The 26395-nt window shown below is 62.3% G+C and carries 27 protein-coding genes; 15 read left to right on the plus strand and 12 right to left on the minus strand.

What is annotated here, in order from left to right; genetic code table 11:
- Positions 1–5 precede the first annotated feature (5 nt).
- The 4 genes from L4G42_RS21255 (at position 6) to L4G42_RS21270 (ending at position 3207) form a co-directional block, all read left to right on the plus strand.
- Entirely contained in the window at positions 6–665 is a 660-nt protein-coding gene (locus tag L4G42_RS21255; RefSeq protein WP_237259667.1) for a glutathione S-transferase family protein, read from the plus strand.
- 144 nt (positions 666–809) lie between these two features.
- Positions 810–1367 (plus strand): GNAT family N-acetyltransferase, encoded by a 558-nt coding sequence (locus L4G42_RS21260; RefSeq protein WP_237253362.1) that lies wholly within the window; start codon positions 810–812, stop codon positions 1365–1367.
- Positions 1364–1933 (plus strand): nucleotidyltransferase family protein, encoded by a 570-nt coding sequence (locus L4G42_RS21265; RefSeq protein WP_237253363.1) that lies wholly within the window; start codon positions 1364–1366, stop codon positions 1931–1933. Before L4G42_RS21260 ends, L4G42_RS21265 begins: the two co-directional genes overlap by 4 nt.
- A 95-nt stretch (positions 1934–2028) precedes the next feature.
- Complete coding sequence (locus tag L4G42_RS21270; protein WP_237253364.1) at positions 2029–3207, plus strand: MFS transporter; 1179 nt, start codon at positions 2029–2031, stop codon at positions 3205–3207.
- 45 nt (positions 3208–3252) lie between these two features.
- Here the strand turns inward: L4G42_RS21270 and L4G42_RS21275 are convergent, their stop codons facing one another.
- Positions 3253–3627 (minus strand): MerR family transcriptional regulator, encoded by a 375-nt coding sequence (locus tag L4G42_RS21275; protein WP_237253456.1) that lies wholly within the window; start codon positions 3625–3627, stop codon positions 3253–3255.
- Between the two features lie 73 nt (positions 3628–3700).
- On the opposite strand from L4G42_RS21275, the gene L4G42_RS21280 reads away from it, so the two are divergent.
- Positions 3701–4162, plus strand: coding sequence for a hypothetical protein (locus tag L4G42_RS21280; RefSeq protein ID WP_237253365.1), 462 nt, complete (start codon positions 3701–3703; stop codon positions 4160–4162).
- A 44-nt stretch (positions 4163–4206) separates the two neighbouring features.
- Here L4G42_RS21280 and L4G42_RS21285 read toward each other — a convergent pair whose 3' ends face one another.
- On the minus strand, positions 4207–5085 hold the full coding sequence (locus tag L4G42_RS21285) for a LysR family transcriptional regulator (RefSeq protein ID WP_237253366.1): 879 nt from the start codon (positions 5083–5085) through the stop codon (positions 4207–4209).
- A gap of 106 nt (positions 5086–5191) precedes the next feature.
- On the opposite strand from L4G42_RS21285, the gene L4G42_RS21290 reads away from it, so the two are divergent.
- Positions 5192–5587, plus strand: a complete 396-nt coding sequence (locus L4G42_RS21290) for a tautomerase family protein (RefSeq protein WP_237253367.1) — start codon at positions 5192–5194, stop codon at positions 5585–5587.
- Between the two features lie 4 nt (positions 5588–5591).
- On the opposite strand, the gene L4G42_RS21295 is transcribed toward L4G42_RS21290, so the two are convergent.
- Positions 5592–6446 (minus strand): LysR family transcriptional regulator, encoded by an 855-nt coding sequence (locus L4G42_RS21295; RefSeq protein WP_237253368.1) that lies wholly within the window; start codon positions 6444–6446, stop codon positions 5592–5594.
- Positions 6447–6560: 114 nt separating this feature from the next.
- Here L4G42_RS21295 and L4G42_RS21300 point away from each other — a divergent pair, with 114 nt between their 5' ends.
- Positions 6561–7928 carry an NAD(P)-binding domain-containing protein gene (locus L4G42_RS21300; RefSeq protein ID WP_237253369.1) on the plus strand — a complete coding sequence of 456 codons (1368 nt, stop codon included), beginning with the start codon at positions 6561–6563 and terminating at the stop codon, positions 7926–7928.
- A gap of 133 nt (positions 7929–8061) precedes the next feature.
- Here L4G42_RS21300 and L4G42_RS21305 read toward each other — a convergent pair whose 3' ends face one another.
- Positions 8062–9267: an MFS transporter gene (locus tag L4G42_RS21305; protein WP_237253370.1), complete on the minus strand. Its 1206-nt coding sequence runs from the start codon at positions 9265–9267 to the stop codon at positions 8062–8064.
- A 120-nt stretch (positions 9268–9387) separates the two neighbouring features.
- Here L4G42_RS21305 and L4G42_RS21310 point away from each other — a divergent pair, with 120 nt between their 5' ends.
- The gene (locus L4G42_RS21310) at positions 9388–10035 is read left to right on the plus strand and encodes a TetR/AcrR family transcriptional regulator (protein ID WP_237253371.1); all 648 of its coding nucleotides are present in this window, start codon (positions 9388–9390) and stop codon (positions 10033–10035) included.
- Between the two features lie 46 nt (positions 10036–10081).
- Here L4G42_RS21310 and L4G42_RS21315 read toward each other — a convergent pair whose 3' ends face one another.
- Entirely contained in the window at positions 10082–10969 is an 888-nt protein-coding gene (locus tag L4G42_RS21315; protein WP_237259664.1) for a LysR family transcriptional regulator, read from the minus strand.
- 103 nt (positions 10970–11072) lie between these two features.
- Here L4G42_RS21315 and L4G42_RS21320 point away from each other — a divergent pair, with 103 nt between their 5' ends.
- The 3 genes from L4G42_RS21320 (at position 11073) to L4G42_RS21330 (ending at position 13491) form a co-directional block, all read left to right on the plus strand.
- On the plus strand, positions 11073–11735 hold the full coding sequence (locus tag L4G42_RS21320) for an NADPH-dependent F420 reductase (RefSeq protein WP_237253373.1): 663 nt from the start codon (positions 11073–11075) through the stop codon (positions 11733–11735).
- A gap of 230 nt (positions 11736–11965) precedes the next feature.
- Complete coding sequence (locus L4G42_RS21325; RefSeq protein WP_237253374.1) at positions 11966–12817, plus strand: helix-turn-helix domain-containing protein; 852 nt, start codon at positions 11966–11968, stop codon at positions 12815–12817.
- 125 nt (positions 12818–12942) lie between these two features.
- Positions 12943–13491, plus strand: a complete 549-nt coding sequence (locus tag L4G42_RS21330) for a carboxymuconolactone decarboxylase family protein (protein ID WP_237253375.1) — start codon at positions 12943–12945, stop codon at positions 13489–13491.
- 29 nt (positions 13492–13520) lie between these two features.
- On the opposite strand, the gene L4G42_RS21335 is transcribed toward L4G42_RS21330, so the two are convergent.
- Positions 13521–13694, minus strand: coding sequence for a hypothetical protein (locus L4G42_RS21335; protein WP_237253376.1), 174 nt, complete (start codon positions 13692–13694; stop codon positions 13521–13523).
- Between the two features lie 63 nt (positions 13695–13757).
- Here L4G42_RS21335 and L4G42_RS21340 point away from each other — a divergent pair, with 63 nt between their 5' ends.
- Positions 13758–14072 (plus strand): MDR/zinc-dependent alcohol dehydrogenase-like family protein, encoded by a 315-nt coding sequence (locus L4G42_RS21340; protein WP_237261185.1) that lies wholly within the window; start codon positions 13758–13760, stop codon positions 14070–14072.
- Between the two features lie 293 nt (positions 14073–14365).
- On the opposite strand, the gene copM is transcribed toward L4G42_RS21340, so the two are convergent.
- Entirely contained in the window at positions 14366–14707 is a 342-nt protein-coding gene (gene copM / locus L4G42_RS26085; protein ID WP_272903984.1) for a CopM family metallochaperone, read from the minus strand.
- Between the two features lie 101 nt (positions 14708–14808).
- Positions 14809–15678, minus strand: coding sequence for an SDR family oxidoreductase (locus L4G42_RS21350; RefSeq protein WP_237253378.1), 870 nt, complete (start codon positions 15676–15678; stop codon positions 14809–14811).
- Positions 15679–15786: 108 nt separating this feature from the next.
- On the opposite strand from L4G42_RS21350, the gene L4G42_RS21355 reads away from it, so the two are divergent.
- The gene (locus L4G42_RS21355) at positions 15787–16707 is read left to right on the plus strand and encodes a LysR family transcriptional regulator (protein ID WP_237253379.1); all 921 of its coding nucleotides are present in this window, start codon (positions 15787–15789) and stop codon (positions 16705–16707) included.
- A 154-nt stretch (positions 16708–16861) separates the two neighbouring features.
- A complete protein-coding gene (locus tag L4G42_RS21360) occupies positions 16862–19522 on the plus strand; it encodes a hybrid sensor histidine kinase/response regulator (RefSeq protein ID WP_237259663.1) in 2661 nt (886 codons plus the stop codon).
- A gap of 21 nt (positions 19523–19543) precedes the next feature.
- Here the strand turns inward: L4G42_RS21360 and L4G42_RS21365 are convergent, their stop codons facing one another.
- The 4 genes from L4G42_RS21365 to L4G42_RS21380 all read right to left on the minus strand — a co-directional run bounded on the left by L4G42_RS21365 (position 19544) and on the right by L4G42_RS21380 (position 25147).
- Positions 19544–21070: an FAD-dependent monooxygenase gene (locus L4G42_RS21365; RefSeq protein WP_237253381.1), complete on the minus strand. Its 1527-nt coding sequence runs from the start codon at positions 21068–21070 to the stop codon at positions 19544–19546.
- A gap of 99 nt (positions 21071–21169) precedes the next feature.
- The gene (locus L4G42_RS21370; RefSeq protein ID WP_237253382.1) at positions 21170–22579 is read right to left on the minus strand and encodes an efflux transporter outer membrane subunit; all 1410 of its coding nucleotides are present in this window, start codon (positions 22577–22579) and stop codon (positions 21170–21172) included.
- 1 nt (position 22580) lies between these two features.
- Complete coding sequence (locus L4G42_RS21375) at positions 22581–23609, minus strand: HlyD family secretion protein (protein WP_237253383.1); 1029 nt, start codon at positions 23607–23609, stop codon at positions 22581–22583.
- Positions 23606–25147, minus strand: a complete 1542-nt coding sequence (locus L4G42_RS21380; protein ID WP_237253384.1) for an MFS transporter — start codon at positions 25145–25147, stop codon at positions 23606–23608. Before L4G42_RS21380 ends, L4G42_RS21375 begins: the two co-directional genes overlap by 4 nt.
- Positions 25148–25495: 348 nt before the next feature.
- Here L4G42_RS21380 and L4G42_RS21385 point away from each other — a divergent pair, with 348 nt between their 5' ends.
- Complete coding sequence (locus L4G42_RS21385) at positions 25496–26386, plus strand: alpha/beta fold hydrolase (protein WP_237253385.1); 891 nt, start codon at positions 25496–25498, stop codon at positions 26384–26386.
- Positions 26387–26395 lie beyond the last annotated feature (9 nt).

Raw genomic sequence — 26395 nt, forward strand, 5'->3', positions numbered from 1 at the left:
AAACCATGTCCATCAAACTCTACGGCGATCCGGGCTCGGGCAGTCTTCGGCGCGTCACTGCAGCGGCCGCGATCATGGGCGTCGACATCGAACGCATCAACGTCGATTTATTCAAAGGGGAAAGCCACACCCCTGAGTTTTTGAAGCTCAACCCCCATGGCCTGACGCCGGTACTTCAGGATGGCAATGCCGTGATCTGGGAAGCATCGGCGATCAACCTCTACCTCGCCGAGAAAGCCAACTCGAACCTGCTGGGACGTACTTCTGCGCAAAAGTTCGAAGTCCTGCAATGGATGTTCTGGTCGGGTGAACAATGGCGGGTATTCTCTACCTTTCTCTTCAACGAATGGGCCGGCAAGACGTTGATGGGCAAGCCGCCGACCGACGCCGTGGTTGAGTTGGCAATGAGCAATATCCGCAACGCTGCGAAGGTGCTGGACGCGCATCTGGCGACCCGAAAATTCATCGTCGGTGAGGACCTGACCCTCGCAGACATCGATATTGCAGCGCCCTTTTCGCAGTATCAGCGGACGGGCGCGCCGTTCGACGAATTCCCGAATCTGATGGCCTGGCAACAGCGTCTGCTCGACACGGTACCGGCATGGGCCGCCACTCGCGATGAGGTCGAGACGCGCATGGGTGGTGTGGTTGAGGCCCTAGGCTGACGTCGAAAGGTGTGGGAATCGTTACCCCTGTCGGGGGGACAATGTGCGATATCGACGTAAGCCGCCGGGCAAAACAGTGCAGTGGACTGCGTCGCTACGACAAGTTAGCGTCCGCCCTTCAGCAACTCCCAAGGAGAAAACCGCATGGAAAGCCCCACGCTCCAGACTGCCCGACTCATACTCGCCCCGCTGCGGTTGCTCGATGCGCCCGTGATTCAACAGTTGTTTCCCCAGTGGGACGTGGTCCGGTATCTGGGCAGCCATGTGCCCTGGCCCTATCCTGACGACGGCGCGCTGACCTACATTCGCGACGTGGCGCTTCCTGCCGTGGCAGAGGGACGCGAATGGCACTGGACGATACGCCTGACCTCCGAACCGGCGCGGGTGATCGGCTGCATCAGCCTGCACGATCAGCCCGAGAACCACCGGGGTTTCTGGCTGGCGCCGCAGTGGCGAGGTCATGGCTATATGCGGGAAGCGTGTGAAGTGATCAACGCCTTTTGGTTCATGACCCTGCAGCGGCCGTTGATGCAGGTTCCCAAAGCGGTTGGCAACGAAGCCTCGCGCAGGATCTCCCAGCGCGAGGGCATGCGGGTCATCCAGCGTCAAGACGGCGATTTTGTGTCCGGGCCGATGGAACAAGAAATCTGGGAATTGACGCGCGCCGAATGGTTGGCGATGCACGGGCGGACCTCAGCATGATGCAGCGGAAGTTGATCTCGCTCCTGACCCGCGATCCTGTGCGAATGCAGATTCTGAGACAGGTGAGCACACTAGCCTCTCCTGACTGCTGGGTAGCGGCAGGGTTTGCGCGCAGTCTGGTATGGGATCATTTGCATCACCGCACGCGGTCACCGCTTCCCGAGGATATTGATGTCATCTGGTTCGACCCCGAACACGCAGAACAGCAAGCGGATCATCGTCTGGAGAACGCTCTCAAACGGATGAACAGCCACCTGAGATGGTCGGTAAAAAATCAGGCCCGGATGCACGTTCGCAATGGCGATGCGCCATATCAATCGGCGACTGATGCGATGACGTATTGGCCAGAGACGGCAACTGCGGTGGCTGTCAGAATCAATGGACAAGACGAAATCGAAATAGCCGCGCCGTTAGGTCTGGAAGATCTGTTTTCGTTAATGGTGAGACCTACGCCGCGCTTCGAGGGCGACAAATACCCGGTCTTTCTGGACCGTATCCGGGCCAAAGAGTGGGAGACGGTGTGGCCGGGGCTGATGGTGCTGGCAGGGCGGCACGACACACGCTGACGAACCCACCTACTCGGATGAACACCTGATTGCCTGTTGACCTGCCCCGTCTCAATCCCTAGGGTAGCCGGCCTTCTTTACCCGTCAGGAACCCCATGTCCAGCCGCAGCAAACTCCCGTCCACCTTCTACCTTCTGGGCCTGACGATCTTCTCGCTGGTGACGGCCGAATTCATGGTCGCTGGAATGATGCCGGCGCTGGCCGATGCGTTCTCGGTCAGTCTCGCGCAGGTCGGCAACCTGATCGCCTTCTACGCCTTGGGCATGGCGATTGGCGGCCCGCTTGTGACCGTCCTGCTGCTGTCCAGAGGCGTCAGCAACAAACGCTCTTTGATCGCCCTGCTCGTCTGTTATGGGGTGGCCGGCGCAGTCGCAGCGGCCGCGCAAAGTTATCTGGTGCTTGGCGCTGCTCGCGTGGTCATGGGCATTGCCAGTGCCGTCTGCATCGGTTTGTGCATGACGGTGTGCGCAGGCCTTGTCACCCCGGAACGACGCGGCCGAGCGGTGTCGGTGGTCCTCGCCGGGCTGATACTGTCCCCTGTCGCAGGCGTGCCACTGACCACGTGGGTCGAGCAACACTTCGGCTGGCGTGCGAGCGCCTGGCTTGTGGTCGCGCTGGCGATGCTCTGCACGGTGCTGGCGAGCAAGCGCCTGCCGGCGAGCGCCGATGGCAGCGAACCGCAATTGCGGCAGCAATGGACCGACATGAAGAATGCACCCCTCTGGGCGGCGTACCTCACCAGCGGGCTGATCATCGGCGCCACCTTTGCCGCATTCAGCTATTGCACGCCCATCCTGATTCAGGAAGTCGGGGTCGCGCCGAAGTTCGTCGCACCGCTGCTGGCGCTGTATGGCGTCGCGAACGTGCTGGGCAACTGGGTGGTGGGCAGACTGGCGGATCGCTACATGCTGGCGATCGTCGGCTGGGGCCTGGCAATCATGGTGCTGGCATTGTCGGGCTTTGCCCTGGCCGGGGATCATCTGTGGCTGAACCTGATGTGCTTCCTCGCCCTCGGGCTGACCGGCGTAGCGCTGAACCCTGCGATGGTCGCGCGTGTCATGAAAGCGGCCGAACCCGGCGCGCTGGTGAACATCATGCACACCTCGGTGATCACTGCCGGACTGGCGCTCGGCAGCTGGGCAGGCGGCGTGACCATCGATGCAGGCCTGGGTTTGCGATCGCCCCTCTGGGTCGGTGCGGCCATGGCGCTGGCGGGATTGCTGAGCCTGGTGCGGCCCATAGCGATACGTCGCAGCCCGGCGCTGTGCGACTGAAGGCAGGGTAACTGACGTCCAGGAATTGCGAGCTGATGTGGTCCTTCACCGCACGTCAGCGGCGCCAGTGCCCACCAGCGGACAGACCTGCCCGGCGCGCTCGGCCAAGCGATTGCGCAGCGCGTGCATCTGCCCGATGCGCTCATCCAGCAACGCGATCTTCTCAGCGAATAATCGCCCCAGCAGGTCGCTGGAGACCTGCTCGCTGTTCCACAGCAGCGGCAGGTTTTCGCCAATTTCCTTCAGCGAAAACCCCAGCTGTTGCGCCAGCTTGATGTACCCCACCAGCTGCAGAGTTTCCTCCGGATAATGCCGGTAGCCATTGGCACTGCGCCGGGGTTTGATCAGGCCTTTCTCTTCATAAAAACGCAATGCGTCCACGGACACCCCCGCACGCAATGCCACTTCACCTATTTTCATGCGTTCAATGCTCACGTTGACTCTGGACCCAAGACCAGGCTTTAGCCTGCGGGCTCCACTGTGAGGGATGATCATGATCAGCGCAAAGACCAACAGGCACCTTGTCAGAGGCAGCGCCTTTTACGATTTGATAATGACAGCGGGCTTCATGACGCCCTGGACGGCCGCATGGGTGTTCAACACCTTTGCCGCGCTGTCGGCCGCTCTGGCACTGGAACGCCCAGTGCCCGTGCTGGACGTCAGCGGGATGCTGTTCGCAAACCTCCTCGGCAGCGTGGTGGTGATCTGGTCGTTATGGCGCCTCGCGCGACCGAGCCGCCGCGTGGGGTTGTACGACGCACTGGCGAGAACGTTGTTCGCGACCTGGCAGCTTTATGCGGTCGCCCACGGAGCGAGTGTTCTGATTCTCGGGTTTACGGTTTTCGAGGGGGTGTTTGCTGTTGCGCAGGTGCTGCCGGTCAGTCGTTCAAGGGCGATTCAAGCCACTAATGCGCGCCGGGCTCTATCCGATACAGGCGCGCGGCAGTTGGAATGACCGCTTGGTGGACGAACACGTCGCGCCGCTCAGGACGGCGTCCTCTACAGCGCCAACGTTGCGGCCACAATCTGTCCCACCGATTTCAGTCGCTCACCGGCAGCTCCACGGCTGCGGATCGATGGCAATAAAACGATATCGGCTGTCGGCAGCGCGGGCAGATTCAGGCCGGTGACTTCCACCATATCGGCCTCGATGACCGCAGAGGCATTGAGGCACGCCACGCCCAGACCCGCCGCAACAGCCGCTTGAAGTCCGGCAACACCGGACGCCATGTGAGCGACAACGTGAGGAATGCCGTGTGCATCCAGCGCGCTGCACGCCAGCCTGTGCAGCGAGCAGGTTTCAGGCAACAGCGCGAGTTCGATGACCTTGTCTTTGAGCGGAAGCGGCTTGCTGCGGGCGGCCACCCACAACAACCGTTCGGTACGCAGTATTTGAACATCTCCCGAGGACAAGGAAGGAGATCCGGTCGTGCGCAGGATGATCGCCAGATCCAGCCCTCCGCTGCTATGAGCGGTGGCGATGACGTCGCTCTTGTCGATCTGGGTGCGCATCCGCAAACCGGGGTATTGCTCAGCGATGCGCGCCAACAGCGTCGCCAGGTGGCTGGGCCGAACGTAATCGGAAATCCCGATGTGGACCTCGCCCTCAAGGGGGACGCTGTGCATGTCTCGCCAGGCCGCATCCGACAACGCGAGTATCTGCCGCGCGTGAGCGATCAGGCGCTGACCGGCGACGGTGGGGCGTACGCCCTGCTTGCTGCGCACCAGAAGCTGTTCGCCGGCGGCTTCCTCCAGCTTGTTGAGCTGCTCGCTGAGCGCCGATTGCGATCGATAGCGCAACGGCACCGCCGCCGTAAGGCTGCCAGCGTCAACCGCAGCGACAAGGGTCTTCAGTTGTTCGATATCGAAACCGTGCATAGCTATCTACCGGAATACCTGATGGCTTCCGACGGATCTTACTGCTATTCCGATACGAGCATCACGAGCAATCTCAACGCTCGTACTCACGTAAAGGAATGCCGCCATGCCATTTGTAAGAATATCGCTGCGCAAAGGCAGAACGCCTGACCAACTCCGCGCCATTGCCGATGGCGTACACAACGCGCTTGTCGAGACTTACGGCGTACCGCCGGACGACCGATTCCAGGTCATCGATCAATATGAGAAGGAGCTGTTTTTCTACGATCCGGGTTTCATGGGTGTTGAGCGCACGGACGATGTCGTGTTCATCCATATCCTCGCCAGCCGGTGGCGCGACACGGCGACGCGGCAGGCGCTTTACCGCGCCATCGCCGATCAACTCACTGCCAGCCCGGGCATGCGCCGCGAGGACATTCAGGTGTTTATCTCGAACAACGATAAACACGACTGGTCGTTCGGTAACGGCGTCGCTTCCTATGTGCCGGAGGCTGACGCCTGACCCGTCAGTCTTCGCCAATGATCTGCCCGGCAAGGTCCGCGAATGCGCGTAGCCGGTCCATCTGACGCATGTCGTGGTGGTAGCCCATCCAGATATCTCGCCCGGGCGGCGCCTGGCCGACGTCCAGCAGCCTGAGCGCGGCGGTCTGATCTCCCAGGGCGCGCGGCAATACGCAGACGCCAAGCCCGAGGGCGCACATCCGCGCTTGCACGGTGCGGCTGCTGCTGGTGAAGACCACACGCGCCTGCGGGTACAGTGCTCGCAGCCAGATGACGTCCGGGTAATGCGCCTGGGCGGTGTCCATGGTGATTAATCCGACGCCTTCCCCGTCCGTACCCGGACAGAACGACTGCTGTGCGCCCACGTACAGACCGTAGTTCAGGGTAGCCAAGCGACGCTGGACGATGTCCGGCTCCGTGAAAGGGACGATCCGGAATGCAATATCCGCCTCCCTGCGTGTCAGGTCGGACAGCCGCTGTCCGGCGATCAGTTCGGGCACGATCAGGGGATGGCGCCGGAGCAGTTCGGCCAGCACCGGCCCGAGCACATAGCCGGCAAACCAGTCCGCCGACGAGATGCGCAGCAGGCCTTCGAACTGATCACTTTCGCCGGCAATGCGCCGCTCGATCGTCAGCGCATTGCGCTCCATCTCTTGCGCCAGCTCGAAGATGCGCTCACCGCTGTCGGTCAACACCAGGCCGGTCGCCGTGCGGCGAAAGAACACTTCACCACTGGTCTGCTCCAGCACATGCAGGCGCCGCCCCACGGTGGGATGGCTGACGCCCAACAGCTTTGCGGCGGCCCCCAGCGAGCCGCCTTGGGCGACGGCCAGGAAGACGCGCAGGTCATTCCAGTCCATGGCGTACCTCGTACAAAAGTGAACGCCGAAGATGCAGCAATGACAGTCCCTAAGCAACCGCACGGCTCGCACAATGGTTCCTCGAGCAAAACAGCCATGGGCAGAGGGGCATTGATGAACATCGGGTTTATCGGAGTGGGAAGCATGGGGCGGGTGATGATCCCGCGGCTGATGGCGGCAGGTCATCGCGTGAGCGCCTGGAACCGAAGCCCTCAGGCACTGGCACATCTTGAAGGCGTGACCGCGCTGGCTGACCCCGCGCTTGCTTTTGAGCAAGAGGTGGTCATCAGCATGCTCGCCGATGATCCGGCGGTGCGGCAGGTGCTGCTGTCTTCAGATGCACTGGCGCGGGCCAGCCAGGGCTGCATTCACGTGGTGATGTCGACACTGTCACCCGCTTTGATCAATGAGCTGCAAGGCAGGCACGAGCAGGCTGGTATCGAGTTGGTCGCGGCCCCGGTGTTCGGGGTGCCGGCGGTGGTGGCTCAGGGTGAATCAAACATCCTCGCGGCCGGCCCCGCTGGCGCGATCGAGAAGATCCAGCCGCTGTTGGATGTGCTCGGAAAAAAGACCTGGCGGATGGGCGAGCGACCTGTGCAGGCCTGCATCGCCAAGATCGCCGGCAACATGATGATCACCCAGGCCATTGAATCGCTGGGCGAAGCAACACGCCTGGTCGAGGCCTACGGGCTAGCCCCTTCGGCATTCGTTGAAACCGTCACTCAAACCCTGTTCGCCTGCCCGAGTTACCAACGCTACGGGCATTACATCGCCAACCGCGTTCACGAGCCGGGCTTCAAGCTGTCCCTGGGCCTGAAGGATGTCAACCTGGCGCTGAGTGCCGCCGACGCCATGGGCCAGGAGCTGCCTGCCGCGAGGGTGGTGCGCGCCGGCATGTCGGCGGCTGTCGCCCAGGGCCTGGGGGATCGGGACTGGTCCGCGTTCGCCACCGTCAGGGCAAATCCACAGAGTGGAGACACACCCCATACGCTGCCGAGGGGAAACACCATGAACATTGAAATGCTCGCTGCACGGCTTGAAGCGCTGGAAAACCACGCAGCGATCGAAGCGCTCATTTTCGGCTACGCCAACGCCTTCGACCTAATGGACATCGACTTGCTGCGCAGCCTTTGGCACCACGACGCCACGCTGGACCTGCCGGGTTTTGGCGCCGGGGCAGGCCTTGAGGAGATCCTCGCCATGGCGCAGGCCAACTGGATAAAGATGCCGCACATGCATCACTGGATGTCCAATCCAATGATTCATATCCAAGGTGCGATGGCGACGGCAACCGTTGCGGCGGACTGTCTGTTTCATGATCGCGAACAGGGCCCGGTACAGGTCAGCGGCCTTTACCACGACCGCTTCGAGCGTCGCGATGAACAGTGGCGATTCACCTCTCGCCGCTTCGAACTGCACTTCCTGACGCCCCTGCTCAACTGGACGCCGATTGCAGGTTCCGAAGCCTTCGAGCGCGTCTGAGACCCTCCCGCCTCAACCGCGCATCGCGCTCTGCCTGGGCGCCGGGGTGCTGTTGAGTATCATGCTGGTGCGCGAGCCGACGTTGCCCGATGGAAAAGCCGCCACCCGGGCAGAGGGTCAAGCGGCGCAAATCTTAATGAGCGCCGGCCACTTCCCCGGCAAACCGTTCGCCCTGCACAAACCCATGGGCCCGCGCACGAAACGCAATCGCCAGGCTGATCAGCAGCACCAGCAACATCACCCACGCAAAGGCGCCCGCGCCCCAGTGATCGAGCAGCACGCCACCCAGAAGCCCGCCGCCGGCAATCGCGCTGTTCCAGACGACCACGTTCATCGACAGGGCAACGTCGGCGCCCTCACCTGCTGCGTCAGCCAGTGCGGTTTGCAGCAGTGTGGCGGCGCCGCCGAAGGTCAGGCCCCAGACGAAGACGCCAAGGTAAATCGCCGTGGCGAAGCCCGAAAATAGTCCGAAGAACACTGAAACCCCGGCGAAGGTGGCAAGGCTCAGCAGCACCGCAGTGCGAAGATGACGATCAACCAGACGACCCCCGACCCAAATGCCCACCAGCGCGGCAATGCCGAACACCAGCAGCACCAGATCCACATGGCGACCCAGCCCGGCGAGGGAAACGAATGGCGCGACGTAGGTGTAGAGAATGTTGTGGGCCAGCATCCAGGTCAGCACCACGCCGAGGACGGGACGCACGCCCGGCGTGAACAGAACCTGACCCAATGCCATGCGCCGGGACGACGATTGACCCGGGTAGTCCGGCACTTTGATCAGCACCCAGGCGATCAACACCAGCGTCAGTCCGGACATCACGGCAAACGACATCCGCCAGCCGATCGCTCCGCCCAGCCAGGTGCCAAGGGGCACGCCCAGTGACAACGCGATTGGCGTACCCACCATCGCCACCGCCATGGCGCGGCCCTGTGAGGCGGGCTCGACCATGCGCCGCGCGTAGCCGCCAACGAGGCTCCAGGCCAGTCCCGCTGAAACCCCTGCGAAAAATCGCGCAATCAGGGTCAGCCAGTAAACCGAAGACAGCGCCGTGATGGAGTTGAACAGCAGAAAGCCGACGACGGTGAGCAGCAGCACCGTCCTGCGCCGCCAACGGCGCGTGGCAATGGTCAGCGGGATGGCGGCCAGCAGAGACCCTAATGCGTACACCGTCACCATCTGGCCTGCCAACGACGCCGATATGCCCAGGCCATTGCCAATTTCAGGCAACAGCCCGGCTGGCAACGTCTCCGTGACAATGCAGATAAAGCCGGTCATCGCCAGCGCCAGCAGCGCTCCATACGGCAGCTTTGTGGCCTTTCCCTCATGGGTCATCATTCGATTCTCCGACTAATATACTGATCGGTAGCAATCTAAAGAGCGAAGGCCGGGTAGTCAATAACTTATGTATCGACTAGTATTTAAGTGGCTGGATAGGTGACTTTAAAGGAGATCCATATGGCTCAGATGGGACGACCGCGCACGTTCGACCGTGACGTGGCAATCACCCAGGCACTGCATCTGTTTTGGGAACATGGCTACGACGCAACGTCACTCAGCCAGCTCAAGGCGAGCATCGGCGGCGGTATTACCGCGCCCAGCTTTTATGCCGCGTTTGGCTCCAAGCAGGCGCTGTTCAATGAAGTCATGGAGCGCTACCTGAACACCCATGGCCGCGTGACCGACAGTTTGTTCGACACCGCCCTTGCCCCCAGGGAAGCGATCGAGCGCACGCTGCGTTGCTCGGCACACATGCAATGCGAGGCGGGTCATCCCAAGGGCTGTCTGGTGTCACTGGGTTTGCTCAGTGCGTCCACCGAAGAAAGCAAAACCATCTCCCAGCCACTGGCGGATGCGCGAGCGTTGAACCGCGCCGCCATTGTCGCGTGTATCGAACGGGCCATCGCAGCGGGAGAACTGCCCGGAACGGTGGCGCCGGTCGCGCTGGCCACGGTGTTCGACAGCTTTATGCTGGGCATGTCGGTATTGGCCCGCGACGGCGCGACGTTTGAAACGCTGGACGCCGCAATTACTCATGTGATGGGCGTATGGGACGGGCTGAGCATCGACACGTTGAAGGATGCTGACGGCCGGCCCGATGCCTGATGGCCGCCAACGCCTGAGCCTGGTATCGCCACCCGCCTGCTACGGCTTAACCAAAACGCACCAATGCCGCATCAATGAATCGGCGCAGCTTGGCCGTTCGCTGCCGGCTGGCGGTGTAGAGCACATGCATGGGCCGGCTCGGCGCTTGGTAATCCGGCAACAGACGCACCAGTGCGCCGCTGCGCAAGGCGGGCTCGAGGTATTCCAGCGCGCCCAGCACAATGCCGAAACCGTCCAGCGCGGCCGAGAGTAACGCGCGGCTCTCGTTGACCCTCAATCGACTCGCCACCTGAACCCGCTCCACCATTGGCCCTTTGCAGAAGACCCACTCGCGGTCAGTCGGCCGCGACCACCAGGCGTACCCCAGGCACTCATGCTGGCTCAGGTCCTGCGGACGTTGCGGCACGCCGCGTTCGGCCAGATAGCCAGGCGCCGCGCAGGCGACCAGTTGATAAGGCGCCAACGGCCTGGCGGTCAGGCTGGACACTTCAAGCGGGCCGATCCTGAACGCGATGTCGAACCCCTCCTCCACCAGATCAACGAAGCGATTGGTCAATTGCAGATCGATTTCAATCTCGGGATGCTGCCGCAGAAATTCCGTCACGAAGGGCATGAGGCAAGAGGAGCCGAAGGTGATGGGTGCGCTGATTTTGAGCTTGCCGCGCGGGGTGTCGTTCATGATCTCGCCAAGGGAGTCAGCCGCCTTCGCTTCACTGAGGATGTGTCTGCAACGTTCCAGATACGCCTGGCCCAGTTCGGTCAGGCTCTGGCGCCGCGTGGTGCGGTTCAGCAGGCGTGCGCCGAGCCGATGCTCAAGGGCGGCGACGTGCTTGGCGACCATCTGCGGCGACAGCCCCATTCGCTCGGCCGCCCTGGCGTAGGAGCCGCATTCTGCCGCCGTGACGAAGGCTTCCATGCTGCTGAGACGGTCCATGATTCAACACTCCGGGTGGCGAGACTAAGTGCCTGATGATTATTTATCTGCTGCAGGTTCGCAATCATCATGGCCGCTTCCAGCACACCATCGGAGTCATCACATGCGCATCGGCATTATCGGAGCAGGCTTTATCGGGCAGGCAGTGGCGCAATTGGTCATCGCCGCAGGTCATGAAGCCATGCTCAGCAATTCACGCGGGCCGCATACCCTGAAAGACGTGCTCGCCGAGATACCCGGCGCTCAGATCGGCACGACTGAGGACGCTGCTGCCTTTGGCGATGTGGTCCTCGTGGCCATTCCCTTCATGCACTACCAAAGCCTGTCCGCAGAGTGGCTTGAGGGTAAAACGGTGCTGGATGCCAACAACTACTACCCCGAGCGCGACGGCCCTATACCGGCGCTCGATGCGTTTGAAACCACCACCAGCAGGCTGCTTGCGGAGCATCTGTCTGGCGCCCTTGTGGTGAAGGTGTTCAATGCGATCCTGGCCGATGACCTTCTCCGCGATGCCCGCCCAGGTCAGGCGCACGACCGACGCGCATTGCCGGTGGCGGCCGATGATCCTGCGGCGAAGGCGCTGGCGATCAGGCTACTGGACGAGGTGGGATTTGACGCGGTCGACGCCGGCAATCTTGATGAAAGCTGGCGGTTCGAACGGGCCAAACCGGCTTACTGCATTCCATTGAACAAGGAGGCGCTGAAGACCGCACTGGCTGAGGCTGACCGACGCATTGAATTGCCCCATGGGTCTTGGCGCCATTAGCGCGGGGGTTAGATCCTCGCTGATCAGAGGCCAAGCCTGCTCGGCTCGCTCGGCCAGAAAATTACGCAGGGCGTGCAGCTGTGCGATGCACTCGTCTCATTAGAGCGCAGCGCGTCGACAGCCACGTCCGCGCGCGGTGCCACTTCAGCCAATCGTCTCCCGGATCATTGTGACGACCTGGCCCGGTTTCGCTAAAGTCTCATCCGCCCACCCGCTCAAGAGGTCACCCTATGCGCACCATCCGCCTCGCGTCCAACGTGTCAAAAGAGCTGGGCGGCCTGCTGCGCTACTGGCGAGATGTGCGTGGCGTCAGTCAGTTGGCGCTGTCGCTGGACGCCGGGATTTCGCAACGGCAGATCAGCTTCATCGAAAGTGGCCGCAGTGTGCCCGGTCGACAGACCCTGCTGGACCTTGCCCAGTCCCTGGAGGTGCCATTGCGCGAGCGCAACATGTTGCTCCTGTCGGCGGGCTACGCACCGATGTATTCCGAGGCCGGCTGGAGCACTCAGGAGATGGCCCGGGTCAGCGCTGCCGCGCGTCGCGTGTTGGAGCAACAGGAGCCATTTCCCGCTTTGGTGATGGACCGTTACTGGAACGTATTGGAGGTCAGTCGCTCAACGCTGCATTTCTTCAACTGCTTCATCGACATGACTGCCCGCACCGGGCCGCGCAATATGCTGCATCTGATCTTCGATCCTCAAGGGCTTCGCCCGCACATCGCCAACTGGGAAGTCGTGGCGCGTAGTCTGATTCAGCGGGTGCGTCGCGAGTCCCTGGGCCAAGTAATCGACCCCCAGACCCGGCATTTGCTGGACGCGCTGTTTGCCTATCCCGAGGTGCGCGCCGAGTGGCAATCTCAGGGTTTTTCCGGGAGCGAATCCGGTTTGCCCATGGTACCGCTGGGTTTCCTCCACCAAGGCGCAGTGCTCAACTACTTTTCGATGGTGAGTACGGTCGGCACTCCGCTGACGGTGGCCTCTCAGGAACTGCGCATCGAGTGCATGTTTCCCGCTGACGATGCCACTGACGCCTTGCATCTGGAGTTGATGAAGACGTTGAACGATGACGACGCTGAAGGCTGAAGCTCCGCCGTGATTACCTGCCAGGTAGTGATTACCTGCCAGGTAATTGTTGCCCATGAACCCCTGCCAATAAGCTGGCCACGTTGTTTTCCAGAACACTTGGCCCGACTTCACAGGACATGCTCATGACTCATTTTCCCGTCTACACACTCGACACAGCACCTGAACGCTCTCGCCCTGCCCTCAGCGGTCTTGCCCAGGCCTTTGGCCGGGTTCCGGGGGTTGCTGGCGTCATGGCGAGCTCCAGCCAATTGATCAACGGGTTAGTGGCCGTGTTTGGACAGGTGCACGGCGGCAGCTTCACCGAGGCCGAAATCCAGGTGCTGCTGCTAACCAACGCGGTGACAAATTCGGCCGCGTGGGCCGTGGCGTTCCATTCATTTTTAGGACTCAAAGAGGGCTTGACCGAAGCTGACGTCGAAGCGATTCGTCAACGCCAGCTGCCACAGGACGCCAGGCTCGCCGCTCTCTCGCGCCTTGCCCGGGCGCTGATCGAACATCGTGGGCAAGTTGATGACCAAGCGATCGCGGCATTCCTTGAGGCAGGCTTCGATCAGGCGCTGCTGCTTGAAGTCATACTCGTAGAAGCGGCTTCGACCATGACTAACTACACCGCAAGCGTCGCTCGACTGACGCTGGATGAATTTCTGGAACCCCACGCCTGGCGCGCGTGACCAAGCCCCATGGATTTAGGGGCCGTTGATTAATCCAGCCGCCGAACCTGCGCATCCCAGCCCGACATTGCCACCCTGGCGACCTGCTCCAGTTCCTCGACGGTCACACCGTCGCGGGCCTGGATTGACATGCCGAACTGCACGTTTTGCACGAAGCGAGCGAGTGACCCAGCGTCCACCGTGGCAGGGATCTCGAGACCCACTGCCGAATCCATCAGCAACGCATTGACGGCCTCGCGAACGGAGGGGCGCCTGAGTTGGGGACGTTGGGTGTTGATCTGATTTCTGCATCGGTCTGCGGCGCCATCGCACAGTACGACTTCCCAGGCAGCACCGAGGGGCCGAACCGGCTTCCTGATCTGCTGAAGTTGTTACTTTATCGTTTTATCAAAGTGCGCGGATTCGCGACTCCAGACCATTTCCACAGTTTCCCGGAATTCCTCGCCGAGGACGGGCCGTGCGTGGCACAAGGCAAAATCAAATACCGGTCAGAATTCATAGGGATTGACGCGATTTCTGAAGCTTTTATCCGGTTGTTTGGCGGACCCCATGAAGGAAAGTTGATCGCCGGAGTGGGATGAATATTGGCTGGCACGTGCCGTTCTGAAATTACAGTTCAAGACCGGTCCCTTGAATGGCAGCTTCAGCGATCTGCTGATCCTGGGTATACGTGTCGCCCAATACGCCGATGCCGCTGGTCAACTCTCCGGCGCTCATCGGCGAATACCCGCCCACCAATGCGAGGAATCGAGGGAGTCCACGTCCACAATGCCAAACAGGGTTGCTACTCCGGGCGCATTGACCGGGCGTAGACAGGTCCAGGGCATGTCCCTCGCCTCGGTACACCGTAGCGAGGCACATGAAAACTGCGGGATTAATGAGCGGGATGCGCCTTCAGCCAATTCTTCATCTGCGTGATTTCCGCCGCCTGCGCCGCCACAATCTGTCGCGCCAGTTCCAGCATCTCCGGATCCTTGCCGTATTTAAGCTCGATCTTCGCCATCTCCACCGCGCCTTCGTGGTGAGGCAGCATGCCCGCCGCGAAGGCAACGTCCGGGTCGTCACTCATCATCCCGTGATGCATGTCGTCTTTCATGGCGCCCATTGATTGCCGGTAGGCCTCATGCATCTGTTTGACGTCCTCCGTCTGGTCAGCCCTGACGGCTGTTACGGCAAGCAGAGCAATTACGCTGACAACGGCGGCAATCTTTTTCATGACGGAGCATCCTGGATGAGGGTAGATACGAAGCCGTCACGCTAGACCTTTCCATGGCGGCAAGGTCAAGCGCATTCTCGATTGCCGTTTAAAACACTCGCTCAAAGCCCGAATGCATCCTTGAGCAGCGCCGAAAGCTGTTTGGGTTTTCGCCCCAGCACTTTTTCGAGGTCGGTACTGGCCTGGTCGAAGGCGCCGGCTTTGATCGCCGCGTACCAGCCGGCGATAAATCGGGCAACGTGTGGAGGCCAGCCTTCGCTTTCACGGGCCTGCAGGAAAGCTGCTGACGAGATGGGCTCATAGGAGACCGCCTTGCCCGCCAGCCCGGACAACGCGTTGGCGATGTCAGCGAAGGACCAGAGACTGCCGCTGTTCAGCAGATAACTGCGATTATCATGCGCGCTCTGCCTGAGCAGGACGGCACCGGCTTCAGCCAGCTCTTGATAACAGGCCAGCGCAATTCTGCCGTTGCCGGCGGGCGCCGCGAAGCCTGCATTGATCGCATTGGGGCCGATGAACATCGGCAGATCGTTGGCATACAACGGATGCCGGAGCACGGTGTACCCCAGTCCCGACTGCTTCAGCAGGTTTTCAGTGGCAATGTCGCTGTCAGTGACGCCCTCGATCGGACACAGCACATCGTCGAGCCGCTGGATGCCGGTGTACATCACATGGCCGACGCCGGCGCGGCGGGCGGCATCGATCACGTTTTTGTGCTGGGCGATCCGATCGCTGAAGGCTACAGCGGACACCATGTAAATCTTCTCTACACCCTGGAACGCGCTCACAAGGGCGTCGTAATCGGTGTAATCGCCGTAGCGCACCTCGATACCCAATGAGGTCAACGGCTGCGCTTTGACAGGATCCCGCGCCAGACCCACCACGTCGCCGGCGTCGCCCCGTTGCACCAGCGCATGCACGACCGCGTTGCCCAGTCGCCCCGTGGCCCCTGTTACCAGAATCTTGCCCATCGACGTTCACCTGTTTGCGTTGAGAGAACGCTCACTGTGCAGTCATTCACCCGGATGAATTAGTCTTGTATGGGTAGAATCAGCTTCAACCAAACGTTGGAGGCATCGATGGAAACCCTGGGCAATCTGGAGTCGTTTGTGCGAGCTGCGCAAGTCAGGAGTTTCTCCGAAGCAGCCCGGCGCATGGGCGTTTCCGCTGCGGCAGTGAGCAAGAATGTGGCGCGTCTTGAAAGCAATCTGGGCACCCGGCTGTTTCAGCGCAACACCCGCAGCCTGACCCTGACGGAAGCAGGCGAAGCCTTTTATGCGCAGGTTGCCGACAGCCTGGAGACCATTCAGGCCGCCGTCGCGCAGGTAGGTGACAATCGCAATGTCCCGGCCGGTCGCCTTCGGGTCAATGTGGCGCCCTCCTTCGCCTACGACTACTTGCTGCCGTTGCTCAAGCCCTTCAAGGAAAAATACCCGGCCGTCATCCCCGATTGGCACCTGGCGCTTGCCCGTGCTGACTTGATCGGCGACGGATTTGACGTGGCGATCGGCGGTGGCATGGAGCTGTCTCCCGGCGTTGTCGCGCGAGAACTGGCGAAGCTGCATCTGGTGGCCGTGGCCTCACCCGACTGGCTCGAAGGCCGAAACCTGCCGCAAACGCCAGCGGATTTGCAGGGGCAGCCGGGTGTCGTCACGCGCTCGACCGACACCGGCCGGCTGCGCGCCTGGACGCTGCGCAACGGCGTGGGCGAGACCTTTGATTTGGATCTTGACCCGACGGCAATCATGAATGACCCGGAAGCGTTATGCGGTTGCGCGCGCATGGGCCTTGGCGTGGCGTTGGTACCAATGGAGCGCGCCTGGCCCTGGCTGCAGAACGGCGAACTGATTCGGCTGTTACCTGAGTGGTATGTGGATCTGGGTTCGGTCTCCGTCTACTTTTCCGCCCGCAAGGCCCTGCCCGCCAAAACGCGCGTGTTTGTGGATTTTCTGGTCGAGCATTTTCACTCGACGCTCGGTAGCCGGTTTAACGCAGGCTGAGGCACGACGCCCACGCCAAGCGTCTGGACGATCCCGCGGCGGAACCTTTGTCTTTCTGCCCGAGTCCTTTCTGAAAGCCGAATTGCATTGCCAGCATGCAGCGTAAAACGCTGGCCGCCGATACCGCTGGATCAGCCGGCTGGCGCAGTCCCGGATGGCGCATGGCGCACCTCCGACCTCAGGTCATCACGTTACGTTTGCAGGTGGACACTTGAAGCATTTGACCCGGGAAGCCCTTGAGGCTGAAGTCATGCAGTTGCGGTCGGCATTGAAGAGAAGTGAAGCCCTGAGGCTGGAAAGCCTTTGCACCGGCCCACGACAGAACGCTGTCGCGGGCTCGCTCGACAATACGGCTGAGCCCGCCGCCGAAGAAGTGGCCGAGCAGGCGATCGAAGACGCGCAGACCCGCTACCGTCTCGCTGTAAAAGCCACCAACGATGCGATCTGGGACTGGGACCTCAAAGAAAACCACGTCCTGTGGAACGACGCGCTGGAACGGGTCTACGGGCATCCGCTTGCCACGGTCGAGATGACCGGCGACTGGTGGATCGCACAGATTCACCCCGATGACAGGCACCGCATCGTCACCTCGATCCATAACGTGATAGACGGCAGGCAGACTGGCTGGAGTGAAGAGTACCGGTTTCGCCGGGTGGACGGCACCTACGCTCAGGTCCTCGACCGCGGGCACGTCATCCGCGACGTTCAAGGCGCCGCCGTGCGCATGATCGGCGCGATGCTCGATCTCACGCCGATTCGCGACACCGAAGCCGCACTGCGTCAAAGCGAGGAGAGTTTCAGGACGATTCTGGAAACGATCGAAGCCGCCTTCGCCATTGTTCAGGTCAAGTTCGATGCAAATGACTACCCGGTCGACTATCGCTTTGTTGAAGCCAACCCGGCGTTCGAACGTGAGGCTGGCGTCAACCTGCGCGGGAAGTGGGTCAGGGAATTTGCCCCGGATCTGGAGCAATTCTGGTTCGACACCTACGGGCGGGTGGCCAGGACCCGCGTGCCGGCCACATTCGAAAGCTACGCCAAAGCCTTTCAGCGCTGGTTTGACGTGCGCGCCGTACCCGTTGGCGATCCTGCCGAATGTCAAATTGCGATCATCTTCAACGACGTGACGGGGCGGCGTGATGCCGAGGAACGTCTGCGTCAGAGCGAAGCCATCGCACGTGCGAACGTCGAGCGTGTGCAGCTGGCCCTCGCAGCCGGGGCCATTTTCGGCACTTGGCACTGGGACTTGCCCAGCGACAGTTTCACCGTGGATGAAGCGTTTGCCCGAGCCTTTGGCCTCGACCCGGCGCTTGGCCGGGAAGGACTCAGACTGGAACAGGTGGTGGCAACCGTCCATCCGGAGGACCGGGCAGGGCTCATGACGGCGATCAGTGAAGCGCTGGCTCGCGGCGGTGCCTATGCCCACCAGTATCGCGTCCGTCGGGCTGACGGCAAATACTACTGGATTGAGGCCAACGGCCGGGTTGAATTCAACGACGAAGGCACGCCCGTGAGTTTTCCGGGTGTCTTGATCGATGTGGAGGAGCGGCGTTCGGTCGAAGCCCAGCGCGACCTGGCAACCGCCGCCCTGCGTACGCTCAATGAGACCCTGGAACAGCGCGTGGCGGAGCGCACCGCGGCGTTGATGCAGGCCGAGGAAAAGCTGCGCCAGTCGCAAAAGATGGAAGCAGTGGGGCAACTCACGGGCGGGCTTGCCCATGACTTCAATAACTTGCTTGCGGGTATCTCGGGCTCGCTGGAGTTGTTGGGTGCGCGGTTTGCGCAAGGCCGTCTGACAGATGTCGACCGCTACCTGACGACGGCACAAGGCGCCACCAAACGTGCTGCTGCCTTGACTCACCGGCTGCTTGCGTTTTCCCGTCGACAGACACTCGATCCTCGGCCCACCGAAATCAACAGCCTTGTCGAAGGCATGACAGAACTGATCCAGCGTACCGTGGGGCCCAGCATCACCGTGCAGACCGCAGGCTCGCCGGACAGCTGCGTCGCACGGGTCGATGCGAGCCAGCTGGAAAATGCGCTGCTGAATCTTTGCATCAACTCGCGGGATGCCATGCAGGACGGCGGCAGCATTACCATCGAAACCCGCTGTCAGGTCGTGGGATCAGCGGAAGCACCGCTGCTGGAGGTCACCGAGGGCGAATACCTGACCCTCAGCGTGACCGACAACGGGACCGGCATGCCTGCCAGCGTCGTGGCGAAGGCATTCGACCCCTTCTTCACCACAAAACCCATTGGCCAGGGTACTGGCCTGGGCCTCTCGATGATTTACGGTTTCGCCAAGCAATCCGGGGGGCAGGTTCGCATCGCCTCGGTGGTCGGGCAAGGGACAACGCTGTCCATCTACCTCCCCCGCTACCACGGGAATCCCGGCTCCAATGAAGCGCACATACTTGATGCCGCCACTCAGACTGCAGGCATTGGTGAATCGATCCTTGTTGTGGATGATGAACCCACGGTGCGCATGCTGGTGACAGAGGTGCTGAGCGAGCTTGGCTATTCAGTCATGGAGGCGGCGGACAGTGCCAGCGGACTGAAGCTGCTTCGCTCCGACGTGCGAGTCGACATGCTGGTCACCGATGTGGGTTTGCCCGGCGGTATGAACGGACGCCAGATGGCGGACGCCGCGCGCGAGCTCCGTCCGGGACTGAAAACGTTATTCATCACCGGCTACGCGGAAAGCGCGGCCATCGGCGATAACCAACTTGAGCCTGGCATGCATGTGCTGACCAAGCCCTTTGCCATTGAAACACTGGCCGCTCGCGTGCGTGAACTCATGAACACGCCGATCTGATCCTCACCCCGCAAGACGCGGTCAGGCCGAGCTGACGCCTACGCCTGATTGAGCGAGCGTCAGGCCGTGCCGCTGCAGGAACCCCAGCAGCACGTGCGGATCCTGATGTTCCATGACCTGCGCGATATGGCTGTCGGGGCGGACGAGGTAGGCAGCATGCGCCTTGACGCCGTTGGATTTCGCCAGTGCCGAGTACGGGAAGCTGAGCACCGGCACACCCGCCCGGCGGGCCTCGCGTTCGAGGTCTGCGCTCGCCTCGCCGAAGACCTGCACGTGCCAGTACAACGTGGCGGCATGGCCGAAGTTATCGCCCGTCCACGGCATCCGATCACCGCCATGCAGATCGCCGACATGGCCTTCGCTGATGGCGCTGTCACGGTATCTGATGCGGGTCTGCGAAAGGGTCTGGAACAGCGTTTTGCGAAAACCGTTGAAGTGACTCAGCACCGGGGCCAGATGCGGGAGCATCCAGTTGCGCAGGAATATGCTGCGCCAGCCCTCGCCGACCATCCCTTCGAACGCCTTGTCGGTGGTCTCGACCAGCTTGCGCGCGAACGCGATGCGCTCGGTTTCATAGGTGTCGAGCAAGGTTTCGGGAGCGCGCGCCTGAACGACATCCGCGAGCTTCCAGGCCAGGTTGACCGCATCGCCAATCCCGGTGTTCATGCCCTGGCCGCCCGCGGGGCTGTGCAAGTGCCCCGCGTCGCCGAGCAGAAAGGCACGGCCGACGCGAAAATGTTCAGCCACCCGGTGGTGAACGCGATAGGTCGACAGCCAGTTGGCCTTGCCGACCGTAACACCCAGCATCGCTTCTGCGCCGGGGCGAAGGTCTTCGAAGGTCAGCCCTTCGTGCCCGTCCAGCTCGGGCGGAACGATGCCGATCAGGCGCTGCATGCCACTGCTGCGCACGGGCGCCATCAGAACCATGTTGTGCTTGCCGGCGTGCAGGTAAACGTTGGTGCTGGCGGGGCCTTCGAGGGCCACGTCGGCCACATAAAACAGCTGGTTATAGGTGCCGCCGGGAAATCCGACCTGCAATTGCTTGCGCACCACACTGCGCGCGCCTTCGCAGCCACACAGGTATCGGGCCTGGCACACTTCTTCGACACCGCCTCGGCTCAGCGTGGCAACGACATGCTCGGCCTGCTGTTCGAAACGCTGCAGCGCAACGCCCCACTCCACCTCGACGCCCAGCTTCTTCAACTGCTCGACCAGAAAGAGTTCGTGATCGTCCTGAGGGAACGACAGCACAAACGGGTAAGGCGTGAGGTCCTTGCCGGCATCGCCCCAGGAGAGACTGGCAATGTCGCGCCCTTCTTCACTGTAATGAATGCTGTCGATGCGGATGCCGCGCTCGATCAGTTCATCCGCCAGCCCCAGTTGCTGATAGAACTCCAGGGTCCGCGCCTGCACCACCATCGCGCGCGACGCCTGACCCGGGCCGCTGCTCGCTTCGATGATGCGGAACGCAACGCCCATCCGCGCCAGCCGCAATGCCAGTGTCAAACCGGTGGGGCCGGCGCCTGCGATCAAGATTTCGGTATTCATTGGATTCCAGAGTGTCGGTTGAGGTTGATTGCCGTAGGGTCAATCGTGATTACGTTTGCCGCTGCCTTTCCTTGTCTTGCCTTGCTTGTCTTGCCTGCGTCAGGGCGATGGCCAGCCACCGCCCAGTGCCCGGTAGAGATGCACGCGGTCGATGGCGGCTGCCGTGGCGCTGTCCACCTGCTCGCTTTGCGTGGCGAGCAGCGCCCGCTGCACCGCCAGCACATTGATGAAATCCGTCGCGCCCTGGTGGTAGCGATCGCGGGCAATGGCGAGCGCGTCACTGTTGTGCTGCACCGCCTGCTGCAGGGCGGCGTGATGTCGGGTTTCGGCCGCGTAATCCGTCAGGGCGTTGTCGATCTCATGCCAGGCGCCGAGCACCACGCGCTGATAATCCAGCGCGGCCGCCTGCTCCTGGCGCTTGCGCAACTCAAGGGTGCCGGTCAAACGGCCACCCTGAAAAATCGGCAGATACAGGCTCGGCCCATACGACCACTGCCGCGAGTTCCACGCGCCCAGATCAGCGCCGTTCAACGCTTGAAAGCCCATGCTCGCGCCGAGGCTCACCCGCGGATAAAAATCTGCCTGGGCGACGCCGATCGCGGCAGTCGCACGGTGCAGCGCGGCCTCGCTCTGCTGGATATCCGGTCGACGCCGGGCCAGCTCCGACGGCAACCCTAGGGGCACAGACGCGGCAGGCTGCGGAATCGCTTTCGCTTCGCGCAGTTGCGCGTCGAGGGCGCGTGGCGGCTCGCCAAGCAGGTAACTCAGCGCATTGATCAGGGTGTCCTGCTGCGCCTGCAGGACTGGCAATGTCGCTGCAATGGTCGAGACCTGCGCGGCAGCGTTGGCCGTGTCCAGTTGCGTGGTCACGCCGTTGTCGAAACGAAGCCGGGTCAGGCGCTCGCTCTGTCGCGCGATGTCCAGGTTTTCCCGCGCGACCGCCAGCCGCGCCTGAACACCGCGCAGCCGGATGTAATCGGTGGCGGTTTCAGCGGCGATGCTGAGCAAGACGCCATCGCGCTGCGCCGAGGTGAGTTGCAGCTCCGCGTCGGCGGCTTCGACGTCTCTGCGAACGTGCCCCCACAGGTCGACTTCCCAGCTGGCATCCAGGGTCGCGGTCCAGACCTCATAGGGCGACTGACCGTCGCGGTTGGAAGGGTCGAGCAAGCCCTTCTGGCTGTTGCGGTCGCGCTGATAAGCGCCGCTGGCGCTCACACCCGGGTACTGCTGACTGCCGGTCACATCGCGCAGGACCCGGCTCTGCTCAAGGCGGTTGCTGGCGGTGCGCACATCCAGATTGGACTTCGCCGCACGCTCGACCAGAGCAGTCAGTTGCGCATCACCCAGCTGCTGCCACCAACGGCGGTCCACGGCCCCGCCCACGGAGGTCGCGGAATCCGGGACGGTTTCCCATTGATCGGGCAGCTGCGCCCGGGGCGGGTGAAAGTCAGGGCCGACCGTACACGCGCCGAGGCCAAGCAGTGCCAATGACAACATGGCGCGCTTCATGTCATTGCTCCTGAGCGGTGTCGACGCTGACCACCACCGACATGCCGACCCGCAGCCGCTCAAGCCCCTGTTGATCGGCATCGAAAACGATTTTTACCGGGATGCGCTGGGTGACCTTGGTGAAGTTACCGGTGGCGTTGTCTGGGGCGATCTCCGAAAAAGACACACCGCTGGCCGGCGCCACACTGGCGATGCGCCCGCTGAAACGCTGACCGGCGACGCTGTCCACACGGATCTCGACGCGCTGGTTCTGGCGCATGTGCGAGAGCTGCGTCTCGCGGAAATTGGCGACGACGAAGGCCTGCGCCAGCGGCACCACCGCCAGCAGCGGTTGCCCTTGGGACACATAGGCGCCGACCCGCACCGAACGTTGCCCGACCATGCCAGCTTGCGGTGCGGCGATTTTGGTGTAGGAGAGGTTCAGATCGGCCTGACGCAGCGCAGCCTCGTCGCGGGCCAGGATGGCCCTGGCCGCTTCACGTTGCGCCTTGAGCACGTCGAGGGTTTTCAACGCTGCGACCCTCGCCGCGTCGTCGCGATCGCGGGTGGCCTGAAGCCGGTGCAGGTCAGCCTCGGCCTTTTGCCGCTCCTGCTGGGTGCCGGCCCCGGAAGCCGACAGATTCAGATAACGCTGCGCGTTGTATTCGGCGAACTTGATCAGCGCCGCGGTAGAACGCGTGGTGGCCGCCGCCTGGTCAATCACCGCCGCCTGCCGCTCGATGCCGGCCGAGAGGTTTTTGATTTCAGCCTCGGCGCCCTGAACACCGGCCGCCGCCGCAGCCCTGGCGACGGCAAAATCGCGGTCATCCAGCTCTACCAGCGGCTGCCCGACCTGCACCGCTTCATCGTCCTCGACCCACACTTTCGCCACCTGGCCTGACACCCTCGACGACACGAACACCGAATCTGCACGGACGTAGGCGTCGTCGGTGGTCTGCACCGAATCGCTGCTCAACAGGCGATAAATGCCATACACGGCACACAGCAGCAGGGCCGCGGCAACAAGGGAAATAGCGGTTCTATGCTTCATGGCGTGACCGGAGGTTGCGGTGGATAGGCGCGTTTGGGCAGGATCACCAAGATGCAGAAGAGCACGGCGATGACCAGCAACAGCGCAAGAAAGGCGTCGCTGAAACTCAGGACAAATGCCTGCGTCCTGACCCGCTCGGCGAGTTCAGTGATGGGCACCGACGTCCTGGGCGGCGCCAGCGTGTGCCAGCGTGAAGCGACGGCGTCGAGCAGCACGTTTGAATGCAGGTGCTCGCGCCAGGTCATGAAGTTTTCAACCGCAGAACCTGCCACCACCGCCGCGAGACCGCGCAGTGCGTTGACCATCGCCGAAGCAAACGGCCCTTCCATCGGCGCGATCACCCCGGTGGCGTTCATCAGCAGCGGAACGACCACCATCGGCTGGGCAACGGCATGCAGCATCTGCAGCAGGTAGAAGTCTTCGCGTATCCACTCGCCGGTGATAAAGGCGCCGCCGGTGCACGCGACGGTCAGCAGGATCAGTCCTGCCGCCAGCACGTAGCGCGAGTCCAGCCAGCGCCGATTGATGACGAAGGCCACCAGCGGTGCGAGCAGCAGTTGCGGGACGGCGATCAGCAGCGCGATGGGCATCACCTGAAGCGAGCGGTAGTGCTGAATCTCGATCAGGTAGGCGGCGGGAATCGCGCCTCCGGCACTGGCCACCACCACGAACAGACAAAGCGTCGCCAGGCCGAAAGCGAAATTGCGGCGCTCGAGCAGTTGCAGCTTGAACAGCGGCAGCGGGTGAAACCACTCGTTGATCAGGAACAACGGCAGGCACACCGCCGCCCCCAGCAGCATCGCGACGATCAACGGCGAGGCCAGCCAGTCCAGACGCTGGCCCTGGGTCAGGGCGATGACCAGCATGGCAATCCAGCCCACGCCCAGCGCAGCGCCGAGCCAGTCCGCCTGTTTGAAGCGCTCAAGCCGCAGCGGGTCCTGGGGCAGACCGTAGGCGATCAGTGCCGCGCCAATGAAGCCCGCCGGGACGATCTGCCAGAACACCAGTCTCCAGTCACTTTGCTCGGTCCATAACGCGGCCAGCGGCATCGCCAGGTTGGGGCCGAAGGTCGCCGTCAGCGCGTAGGCCGATAGCCCGTACAACTTGATATTCCAGGGCAGAAACCGCAGCGCCACGGTCATCAGCAAGGGTGGCAAAGCGCCGCCCGCCAGCCCCTGCAACACCCGAAGCACCAGCAAGGCAGGCAGGTTGGGCGCCAGCGGAATGAGCAGGCCCATCAGTGTGAACACCACCGTCACGGCAATCGCGAAACGCCGGATCGAAAACGTGATCGCCAGCCAGGGCGCAATGAGCATGGCCGAGACTTCCGCCGCCGCGTAACCGGTGCTGATCCAGCTGCCCTCGTCATGGCCCAGGCCGAACACGCCGAGGGTGTCGATCAATGTGATGTCGGTGACACGGTCATTGATGCCGGAGGTCAGCGCAGCGATCAGAACGCCAAAAAGCCCTACCGCCAGGCGGCCATCGAAGGGCGCGGGGCCAGCTGGAGCAATGGGAGGGGAAGTCGGGGATGACACGTTATGGCTCGCAGGCAAGAGGGCAAAAATCCTGCTTCGCGGCGTCGACAGACGGGCCGCCGTGACACCCTCGAAACAGGAACAAGCGTAGTGGCTGGCGCACGACGCGCCCATATCCAATTCGAGGGAATTCGCGGAGGCCACTGCTCCCGCGGCGGCAGTGACAGGCGTGTCCGAAAAGGTGGGATCAATGACATTGTGACCATCATCCAAGAGCCGCATCCTGTCTCACATCGGCACCGGCCAACCCCGAGGTGCCCCATCCGTAGTCGGTGCGTTGATGGATGAACGCGGGCCTCGACAGGTCCGGCTCATGCTCGGCTGCACCCCTGACCGTGAGGATTTTTGATGAGCATTTCTGACCAGCCCATGGCGACGCCCTACACCGAACACTGGATTGCCCGCGAGGGCGGTCGGCTGTATGCCAGGCACTACCCAGGCACCGGCCCGGCTTTTGTGTTGATGCACGGCTTTCCCGACAACCTGCACATCTACGACGGCCTGGTGCCTTACCTGACCCAGGCCGGCCGCCGCGTGGTGACCTTTGATTTTCTGGGCTTTGGTGCTTCGGACAAACAGGACACTGCGGTATACGGCTTCAAGCAGCAACTGGGCGATTTGCAGGCGGTGGTCGAGGGCCTGCAGCTGGGCAAAATCGTCCCGGTTGCCCACGATGCCGCAGGCCCCGCCGCGATCAATTTCGCGTTGGAGCACCCCGATAACGTTCATGGGGTGTGCCTGCTGAATACGCTTTACGGCGCCACTCCCGCCGCGCGCCTGCCGGAATTGATCGAGCTGTTTGCCCAGCCCGGCCTCGCCGCGCTGGCTGCCGAGATCATCCAGAGCCCCGAGCAGATGGGCTTTTTGCTGAACTTCCAGTTCGGAAAATTCCAGGCCAGCCTCCGCGAACGTCACCAGGCCCACAGCGCCGCCGTGCTCGGGCCGATCGTGATCAACAGCTTCACGCAGCAACCGAGTTCGGCCCGCGCCTTTGTGCAGCTGGCGGCCGATCTGTTTGCCGAAATCGGGCGCAACACGGCGCGCCTGGCCGACCTGAAACAACTCGACGTCCCCGTGAACATCCTCTGGGGCAGTCACGACCCCTACCTCACTAGCGCAATGGCCGAAGACTTCAAACGCCATCTGCCCCATGCATCCGTCAGCTTCGTCGACGCCGGCCACTGGCTGATGATCGATGAGCCCGCGCTCGTTGCGCAAAAAATGCTGGCGTCTGCCTGAACCCATTGT

The organism is Pseudomonas petrae (genome assembly GCF_021728295.1).
GTDB lineage: Bacteria > Pseudomonadota > Gammaproteobacteria > Pseudomonadales > Pseudomonadaceae > Aquipseudomonas > Aquipseudomonas petrae.